This is a genomic window from uncultured Brachyspira sp., assembly GCF_944393015.1.
In the GTDB taxonomy this organism is placed as follows: Bacteria; Spirochaetota; Brachyspiria; order Brachyspirales; family Brachyspiraceae; genus Brachyspira.
The window spans coordinates 1-10,341 of the sequence record NZ_CALXYQ010000071.1; the positions used below are offsets into that span (position 1 = coordinate 1).

The 10,341-nt window shown below is 25.5% G+C and carries 5 protein-coding genes; 3 read left to right on the top strand and 2 right to left on the bottom strand.

What is annotated here, in order from left to right; translation table 11 throughout:
* Positions 1–184 precede the first annotated feature (184 nt).
* Together Q0K19_RS14240 and Q0K19_RS14245 are read right to left on the bottom strand one after the other, a co-directional pair.
* On the bottom strand, positions 185–1,768 hold the full coding sequence (locus Q0K19_RS14240) for an FGGY-family carbohydrate kinase (RefSeq protein WP_297249112.1): 1,584 nt from the start codon (positions 1,766–1,768) through the stop codon (positions 185–187).
* A gap of 9 nt (positions 1,769–1,777) precedes the next feature.
* Entirely contained in the window at positions 1,778–2,761 is a 984-nt protein-coding gene (locus tag Q0K19_RS14245; protein ID WP_297249114.1) for a LacI family DNA-binding transcriptional regulator, read from the bottom strand.
* A 286-nt stretch (positions 2,762–3,047) separates the two neighbouring features.
* On the opposite strand from Q0K19_RS14245, the gene Q0K19_RS14250 reads away from it, so the two are divergent.
* The 3 genes from Q0K19_RS14250 (at position 3,048) to Q0K19_RS14260 (ending at position 10,093) form a co-directional block, all read left to right on the top strand.
* The gene (locus tag Q0K19_RS14250) at positions 3,048–4,403 is read left to right on the top strand and encodes an NAD(P)H-dependent oxidoreductase (protein ID WP_297249116.1); all 1,356 of its coding nucleotides are present in this window, start codon (positions 3,048–3,050) and stop codon (positions 4,401–4,403) included.
* A gap of 234 nt (positions 4,404–4,637) precedes the next feature.
* Positions 4,638–7,211, top strand: coding sequence for a BspA family leucine-rich repeat surface protein (locus Q0K19_RS14255; protein WP_297249118.1), 2,574 nt, complete (start codon positions 4,638–4,640; stop codon positions 7,209–7,211).
* Between the two features lie 494 nt (positions 7,212–7,705).
* A complete protein-coding gene (locus Q0K19_RS14260) occupies positions 7,706–10,093 on the top strand; it encodes a BspA family leucine-rich repeat surface protein (RefSeq protein WP_297249120.1) in 2,388 nt (795 codons plus the stop codon).
* Positions 10,094–10,341 lie beyond the last annotated feature (248 nt).

Below are 10,341 nucleotides of genomic sequence, written 5' to 3' on the forward strand. Positions count from 1 at the left end.
GACGCTTTAGCTGATGTATGTACTGGCGGAAATCCTAGAGATGTAACATTAGATGATATATTGGCTTTATATAAGAAGGCTTATTAATAATTTAATAATTGTAAATTAATTAATTATTCTTAAACTTCATTAAAAAGGCTGTCTGTTTTATGCAGGCAGCCTATTTTTTATTATATTAATGAACTTAAAAATCTCTCATTAATTTTTCGTATTTTAATTTATCTTTATATAGCTCTAAATAAATTTGATACTTTTTATCAAAATATTCTTTCATAGTTTTATCAGCCTCTATACATTCACCTTTTTTAGACATTTTTGATAATGCCTCTTCATAATTCTTATATTCTCCGGAAGCTATAGAAGCTAGAATAGCACTGCCGAATACTACAGACTCTTCATGTCCTGCAGTATATATTTTACATTGACATATATCAGCAAGCTCTCTCATAAATAATGTATTTTTAGCAGCACCTCCGCATACTATTATAGTGTCTATAGTATATCCATTATTTTTTGAAGTTTCTATAATATTTCTTGTTCCGAAACATACACTGTCTATAGTTGCCCAATATAGTTTTGCCATAGATATAATATCTTCTGACATATCTAAACCTATTTCAATACCTCTTTCTTTAGGGTCTGATATAGGAGATCTATTTCCATAATGATAATCAAGTATATGAATGTCTTTTATATAAAACTTATTAATATTTTTTAATTTATTTACTTCATCATTTAGAATTTGATATATATCTTTGAATGTTTTTCCTTCTTTTATAAGGTTATAAAAATAAGGATGTTTTTTTATATTATAATCTATTAAACTTCCATAAGCACTTTGTCCGCCTTCATTAAGCCACATACCTGATACCATAGCATTATAATAAGGGCCCCAAACTCCATTAACAAATATTGCTTCTTTACTATTCATCATATGGCATGCAGAAGTACCGGCTACTATTACAAGTGTATTTTCAGCTTTTCCTATTAATGAGCCAAGTCCTCCGGCATGAGCATCTATCATACCTACAGCTACTTTAACATTTGTAGATAAACATAGTTCTTTACTGCTTTCTTCTGTAAGATTGCCCGCAAATATGCCCGGTTCTTTTATAATATTTCCTATTTTATTTTCTTCTATAAGATCATATAAATCTAAACTCTTAAAAAAATCTTCGTCCCATTTATTTTCATGGGCTAAATATGTCCATTTGCATGCAACAGTACAGGAACTTCTTATATTGCTTCCGCATGCTTTATATTGAAGAAAATCTGCTAAATCAAAAAATTGTTTAACTCTTTTATAATTTTCAGGTAAATTTCTTTTAAGCCATAAAATTTTAGGTATTTCCATCTCAACGCTTATTTTTCCGCCTACATATTTTAGCACATCGAAATTTTTTGAATTAATCTCATCTGCTTCTTTTATAGCTCTATGATCCATCCACATTATTATATTCCAATCATCTATGCCGTCTTTATTTACGCTTACAGGCTTATCATCTTTATCCAAAGCTACAAGCGAACAAGTGGCATCAAATCCTATGGCTATAACATCATCAGTATTAATTTGAGCTTTTGACATAACTTTTTTTACCGATTGACATACGCTATTCCATATATCATTAGAAGATTGTTCAACGAAGTTCTCATCAATTTTGCGTAATTTTATAGGTGTGCTTTCAAATCCTAGGCTATTTCCATCTAATGAAAAAACTCCGGCCCTTGAACTTCCAGAGCCTACATCTATACCTATTATATATTTCATAATTTATCCCTATTTTTTTTCACTTCCTTTTAAATGGAACTCAGCAGAATAATTGAATATTTGTTTTTGAATATTAAAAGTTTTTTGTTCTATTAACATAGATGTTGCATTACTTCCTATATCAAATGCTGGGAATACCACTTCGGATATATTATTATTTTCATAGAATGAATATAAATTTACAAGTTTATCAAAAGTTATTATAGATACATCATTTGGTATTGATAATTTTAATTCATTCAAAGCTTTTAATATTCCTATTGCCAGTATCTGATTAGCTGCTAGTATAGAATCAAATTCAATTTTTTCTTTCACTAATTTTTTTATGATATTATAACCGCTTTCACTATCATTAAAATCCCCATAATATACTCTATTTACGCCATTATCCAAGTTATGATTTTTTATGCTTTCTAAAAATCCTTCTTTTCTTTCTTGGGCATTACTTAGATCTAAACTTCCTGTTATGATTATTGGTTTTTTTGCTCCGCCTTCTATCAATAAATCAGTAGATTTTTTTGCTGCATTGAAATTGTCAGATAAATTTTTTATATATATATTATCAAATTGTAAATTCCTATCAACTAATGACACTAAATTTGTATTTTTATCATAAGGTAATTTATCTCTTTTATTTGAAGCAGGAACCCATATTACTCCTATATCTCTGCTTGTTTTTATTCTTGAGAAAATTTTTTCCTCTTCTTCTATAGATTCATTAGTAAGGTATATTTCAAATGGTATATTATTTTTTTGTACAACAGATACTATACCATTAAATAAATCTAAATAAAATGTATTGCTTAAATCCGGTATTATAAGCATTATTCTTTTTATACATTTTGTATTAAAGTATTTATCTATATCATTATCTTTTAGAATATCATTAATTTTATTCCTAGTAGATTCTTTTACAGAATTTGGGTCTTTGAGCATTCTTGAGATAGTTGCCGGTGATATTCCGCTTATTCTTGATAATTCTCTTATTTTCAATTTTATATTTCCTTAAATATTTTTTATATAAATGTTAAAACTATATTATAATTATGTAAAAAAATCAATATTTTTTTTATTTTTATAAAATAATAATACAAATTTAAAAATATATCATTTTATTAGTTTTTTATTACTAAAATTATTATTTGTTATTTTACTGATTAAAATTATTAGTTAATCGATATAGGCATATTTAATAATTTTGATATTCTAAATTATTAAATATAGTTGTTATTTTTTTCTATGTTATTATAATTATTTAATATTGTATTTTGGAGTATTTATGAATATTTTAGTTATCAATGGAAGTCCTAAAGGAAATAACAGCATAACATTACAAACATTATTATTTTTGGAGAAATTATTTATAGAACATAAATTTGAATTTTTAAATGTAGGGCAGAAAATAAAATATTATGAAAAAAATTTTAATGAAATAAAAGAAGCATTTGAAAAAGCAGATATAATAATTTTTTCTTATCCTGTATATACATTTTTAATACCTTATCAATTGCATAGATTTATAGAATTATTAAAAGAAAATAATATAGAAGTGAAAGATAAATTTGCAACGCAGTTTTCTACATCTAAGCATTTTTATGATGTAACAGCTCATAAGTTTTTGGAGGAAAATTGTTTAGATTTAGGATTTAAATATATAAGAGGGCTTTCTGCTGACATGGAAGACTTGATGAAAAAAGAAGGGCAGAATGATGCCGTAAACTTTTTTAATTATTTAATATTTTCTATAGAAAATAATCTATATACACAAAGCATTAATTTAAAATCTAAAGATAAAATTATATATAAAAGAAGATTTAATAATAATATCGAGAATAAAGACAGCAGTAAAGATGTTTTAATATTAAGCAATACTTCAAAAGATGATGAGAATTTAATAAACATTATAGAAGATTTTAAAAATATTTTTCCATATAAAACTAGAGAGATAAATATAAGAGAGTATAATTTTCATGGCGGATGTTTAGGCTGTTTCGGATGTGCTATAACAGGTAAATGCGTTTATAAAGACGGATTCGATGACTTTCTTCGTAATGAGATACAAAAGGCTGATGCAATAATATATGCGTTCACTATAGAAAATCATTATACACATTCTAGTTTCAAACTTTATGAAGACAGACAATTTTGCAATGGACATAGAACCGTTACAGAAGGCATGCCTATAGGATATATTATAAGCGGTGATTATGACAGCGAATATAATTTACAGACTCTTATAGAATCACGTGCAGAAGTAGGAGGAAATTTTTTAACTCATATCGCTAATGATGATAATAAAGACATATATAATGAACTTGAAAAATTGTCATCTATCATGAAATATGCTATAGATAATAAATGCACTCGTCCTAAAAATTTCTATGGGGTAGGAGGCATGAAAATATTCAGAGATTTAATATATGTAATGCAGGGACTTATGAAAGAGGATCATAAATATTATAAGAAACATAATATATATGATTTCCCTCAGAAGCAGAGAATGAAAATGCTTCAGATAAAATTAGTAGGTGCTTTAATCTCTATTCCTTCAATGCAAAATAAAATGAAAAATAAAATGAATGAATATATTTTGATGCCTTATAAAAAAATAATAGATAATGCCAAATATAAATAGACTAGAATTATATAAAATTAAAATAATTATCATAGTTATACATTTACATCAATATCAGTAATATAATATATTAATATAATAATAATTGTCAGTGATAATATAGAATTTTTATTTATTTTTATAAAACTATTAGTATAGTAAATAAAATTATTTTTTATCTAGAAAAATTATACGATATATATTATACTATAAATCTGTATTATAATTATGTAAACTTATTATGAGGAGAAATTGATGAAGAAATACAAGCCTGAAACAAAACAAGAATTAGAACAATTAGTATATACTGACGGAATAAAACTCTATGATGTAGATACAAGTCTTATAACAGATATGAGCGAGCTTTTTCATAACAGCACTAGAAAAGATTTTGAAGGCATAGAAGATTGGGACGTTTCCAATGTTGAAGATATGTCCTATATGTTTGCTCATATGAGTTATGATAGTTTTGAAAACCGTTCTAAAGCTAAGTTTAATCATAATCTTAATAATTGGAATGTATCCAAAGTTAAGCATATGAGTTTCATGTTTTATTATTGTCAGGATTTTAATCAGCCTTTAGATAAATGGGACGTTTCTAATGTTCAGGATATGTTTAGAATGTTTGATAATTGTAAGAAATTCAATCAGCCTTTAAATAGCTGGAATGTATCCAATGTAACAAATATGAGCGGTATGTTTCAGGTAGCGGAAAGTTTTAATCAGCCTTTAGACAAGTGGGACGTTTCAAAGGTTACAACTATGAGGGCTATGTTTAATTATGCTAAAGCTTTTAATCAAGATATAAGTAATTGGGATGTTAGTAAAGTTGAAGATATGGGTTATATGTTTAGTATATGCGTTAATTTTAATCAGCCTCTTAATGATTGGGACGTATCTAAAGTAAAAACTATGGAAGGTATGTTTAGAAATGCTTTCAAATTCAATCAGCCTCTTGATAAATGGAATACTTCAAAGGTTGAAAATATGAATCAGATGTTTAATGAGGCTTTAAAATTTAATCAGCCTTTAAATAGCTGGAATGTTTATAATGTAAAAACTATGGAATGTATGTTTCGAGGTACTGAATCTTTTAATCAGCCTTTGGATAAATGGGATACAAAAAAATTAAAAACAATGTTTGGAATGTTTGACTTTGCCGAAGGTTATAATTGTTTTGACTCATTAGCAAACTGGGATTTAAATAAAGTATCAGAAATGAGTAATTTATGTTTTAAAAGGTATGAAGAACTTCCTTTAAGAATTAAAGCATATCTTCAGGCATTTTATGCTTCTTATAAAGATTATTTAACTGTTACAAAAGATAATGTCAAAGAAATATATGATTTAATATCAAAAGACACAAATAAAAAAGTTTTGTCATTTAAAAAGAGATTAGAAAGCGAGTTTAGTGAGGAACTTTCATCTGTTACAGATAATTATAATTTCAAAACTATAGAAGAAGCAGAAAAGTATGTTGAAAATAATTATAATAAAAAAGATGATAAGAAAGTTAGCTTTATAAATGATTATAAGGTTTTGATAAAAGATAAATCAAGAGAAGTTGAAAATAAAGTTTTAAAATATATATATTTAGAATATTTGCTTCTTAAAAGAGATGTTAAAAAATTAGTGCAGATTGATAATATAGTTAATTTACTTGATAAAGAATCATTTATAAATTTTGCTAAAAATATTTATGATGAAACTAATAAAGAAACAGCTGCTTTTATTTATGGAATATATGGAGGAGATGAGGCAGTAAAAAATATATATAAGAAAGAAAAAGACACAAAACTTTCACTATTAATAATTAAATTAAATATGCAAAGTAAATATGCTCTTAGAGTATTATATGAAATATATTCAAATACAAAAAAATCTGAAGTCAGTTATGAAGCTGATAAATTGATTGATGAAGTGATGGAAAAAATGAATATTAGCTATAATGAGTTTGAATTAAGATTTTCTCCTGATTTCAGTTTTAATTCTCAAGGTGAAAAAGTATTAAATGAAGATTATAAATTAATTTTGAATAGTGATTATTCTTTGAGTCTTTTTGATATAAAAAATAATAAGGAACTTAAAAAAATACCTCAAAACCTTCCGGAAGATTTAAAAGAAGAAGTAACAAAATTAAGAAAAGAAATTCCTTCTTTTATGAAAAATACTTCTTCGCTTTTGGCTGTTTTATTATCAAGCGGCGAGAAATACAGTTATGATTTGTTTAAAGAGATTTTTATTGACAATGCTATTATGAATAGATTTGCTTCATCTTTGATATGGAATTTATATGACAAAGATGATAATTTTGTAACAACTTTCAGATATTCAAGTGACGGAAGTTATTCAAACTGTGAAGATGAAGAAGTAAAAATAGATGATAATAGTTTTGTAAGTTTAGCAAGCCCTATAGAAATGGATGATGAAACTATCAATAAATGGAGAAAACAGCTTGAAGATTATGAAATAGCACAGCCTTTACAGCAATTAACTATTATAAAATTAGATAAAGATAATTTGAAAAGCGAATTAGAAAAAATAGATAATTCAGAAATAGCTTATGGTACTTTCAAGGCTTTCGGTGCAAGATATGGAATGTATACTGAATATATAGGCTATGATGTAGTTTCAAGTTATTCATTAAAATCAAAGAATGGAGATACTTTTAGTATATATGCTAATGTTAATTCTAAAACTGATTTTCATGACAGAGTGAAAATAGATATTTATTTTACTAATGAAAATGGTGAAGAAGTAAGTAAAAGATTTATTTACACTTTATTGGTATTGATGATTTTGGATTTTAGATTGACAGATTTATTTTAATTAAACTAAAAATTTTTAAGTTTGTCAATGTTTTTGTTGTTCTTTTTCCCGCCGCAAAAAGAACCAAAAAGTGCAAGTGTGAAATTAGTACTAAATAATACTAAAGTTGTCTTACATGTAAGATAATTTATTAAATTAAAACCCAAATGTAGCCTTTCGCGAAGCGTATCCGAGCCTGTCGAGGATATAGCTTCTTTGTGGCAACAAAAGAAGTAGGGTCTGGGGCAAAGCCCCAGATATCAAAACAAAAATATAACTTTACTTTTGATAAAATATAATTGTTTATGTATAACCTAAAATTTATACTAAAAAATGTAGTTCTTTTGGTTCTTTTATACCAATACCGAAAGGTACCTTGCCTACGGCACGCAGAGCGTCGGTAAAAGAACTGGGGGCACGGGGGCTAGTCCCCGCAAATAATTAAGATAAAAAACGAATTTTTGACGGAACGTAAAATTTTCAATGTATATCAGTATTAAAATTAGGAGGAATTAATGAAGAAACACAAGCCATCAACAAAAGAAGAATTAAAAAATTTAGTATTTACAGACGGTATAAAACTTAGTTGTGTAGATACAAGCCTTATTACTGATATGAGTTATCTTTTTCATAAAAGTGAAAGGAAAGATTTTGAAGGTATAGAGTATTGGGATACTTCTAATGTTGATGATATGTCATTTATGTTTTTTTGGGCAATAGAGTTTAATCATACTTTAAATAATTGGAATGTATCTAAAGTAAAAAATATGAGCGGTATGTTTCAGGCAGCTATAAAATTTAATCAGCCTTTATATAGATGGAATACTTCAAATGTTAAGACTATGAGCTTTATGTTTAATTATGCTAAATCATTTAATCAAAATATAAATAATTGGAATGTCAGTAAAGTTGAAGATTTAAGTTATATGTTTTGTGAGTGTGAAGTTTTTAATCAGCCTCTTAATGATTGGGACGTATCTAATGTAAAAACTATGGAAGGTACATTTAGAAGAGCTTATAAATTCAATCAGCCTTTATATAAATGGAATACTTCGAAAGTTGAAAATATGCATGAGATGTTTGTACAATGCAAGGATTTTAATCAGCCTTTAAATAGTTGGAATGTATCTAATGTAAAAAATATGGAAGCTATGTTTTGCGATACTCTTTCATTTAATCAGCCGCTTGATAAATGGGATACAAAAAACTTAAAAAAAATTGACTCAATGTTTAAGTATGCTGAAAACTATGATTTTTATGAATCATTAGCAAATTGGGATTTAAATAAAATATTGAATATGAATGAATTATGCGATGATAATGAAAAATTGCCTTTAAGAATTAGAGCATATCTTCAGGCATTTTATGGTTCTAATAAAAATTATTTAAATATCACAAAAGATAATGTCAAAGAAATATACTATTCTATATTAAAAGACACAAATAAAAAAATTGTGGCATTAAGAAAAAAACTTGAAAGTGATTTTTCTTTGGTACTTTCATCTGTTACAAATGATTTTAAAACTATAGAAGAAGCAGAAAAGTATATCGAAAACAATTATAATAAAAAAGATGATAAAAAAGTGAGCTTTATAAATAATGATTACAAAGTTTTAATAAAAGATAAATCAAGAGAAGTTAATATTAATGTTATAAAGTATATATATTTGGAATATTTGTCTCTAAAAAGAGATGTTAAAAGATTAGTAAAAATTGATAATATAGTTAATTTGCTTGATAAAGAATCATTTATAAAGTTTATTAAAAATATTTATGATGAAACCAACAAAGAAACAGCTGCTTTTATTTATTGTTTATACGGAGGAGATGAAGCTTTAAAAAATATATATAAAAAATCACTTGACACAAAACTTTCGCTTATAATAATTAAATTAAATAATCAAAGTAAATATGCACTTAAATTATTATATAAAATATTTATGACAACGAAGAAAACCGAAGTTAGACTCGAAGCAGAAAAAATAATTAATGAATTGCTTGAAATAATGAATATTGATTATACTGAATTTAGATTAAGATATGCTACTGATTTCGGATTTAATTCTAAATGTGAAAAAGTATTAAATGAAGATTATAAATTAATTTTGAATAGTGATTATTCTTTGAGATTGTTTGATATAAATAATAATAAAGAATTGAAAAAGATTCCTAAAAATCTTGATAAAAAGTTAAAAGAAAAAATAACAAAATTAAGAAAAGAAATAAAAAAGTTTATTAAAAATAATTCTAATCTTTTAGCCATTACATTAATAAACGGTAATAAATACAGTTATGATATATTCAAAGATATTTTTATTGATAATGTTATGATGAATAAATTTGCTTCATCTTTGATATGGAATCTATATGACAAAGCTTCTAATTTTATAACAACTTTCAGATATTCAGGAGATGGAAGTTATTCGAACTGTGAAGATGAGGAAATAAAAATTAATGATAATAATTTTATAAGTTTAGCAAGTCCTATAGAAATGGACGATGACACTATCAATAAATGGAGAAAACAGCTTGAAGATTATGAAATAGCACAGCCTTTACATCAATTAACAGTTATAAAATTAGATAAAAATAATTTGGAAAAAGAAATAAATAAAATAAAAAATATAAATGCAACTTATAGTTCTTTTAAATATTTTACTAAAAAATATAAAATGAATATTAGTAATGTAATAGGATATGATGGTATTATAACTTATTCATTTTCATCAAATGACGAAGATATTTTTACTATGACATCAAAAATTCAGGGGGAATATGATGAGCAAGTAAATATTAGTATTGATTTTAAAAAGAGTGAAAACAAAAAAGAGATAAGTAAAAGATTTGTTTATACTTTATTAGTATTAATTATATGGGATTTTAGATTGACAGATTTATTTTAATTTTTATATGAGTAAGAGGGGGCATGAAGTTTTTGTAAGAAACATTCTGTATTTTTTTAATAATAAGATATATAATTAATTGTTAGAAATTGTATTTAATGTTATATATACTGAAAAATTTTAAGTTTGTCGATTTTAGTTTTTTAATTTTATTGTTTGTGGTGGCTTTGCCCTCACACCCCACTTCTTTTTTTCACCTAAACAACCATACGACGTCTGCCTACGTCGATAGACTTCATTTTTAAGCT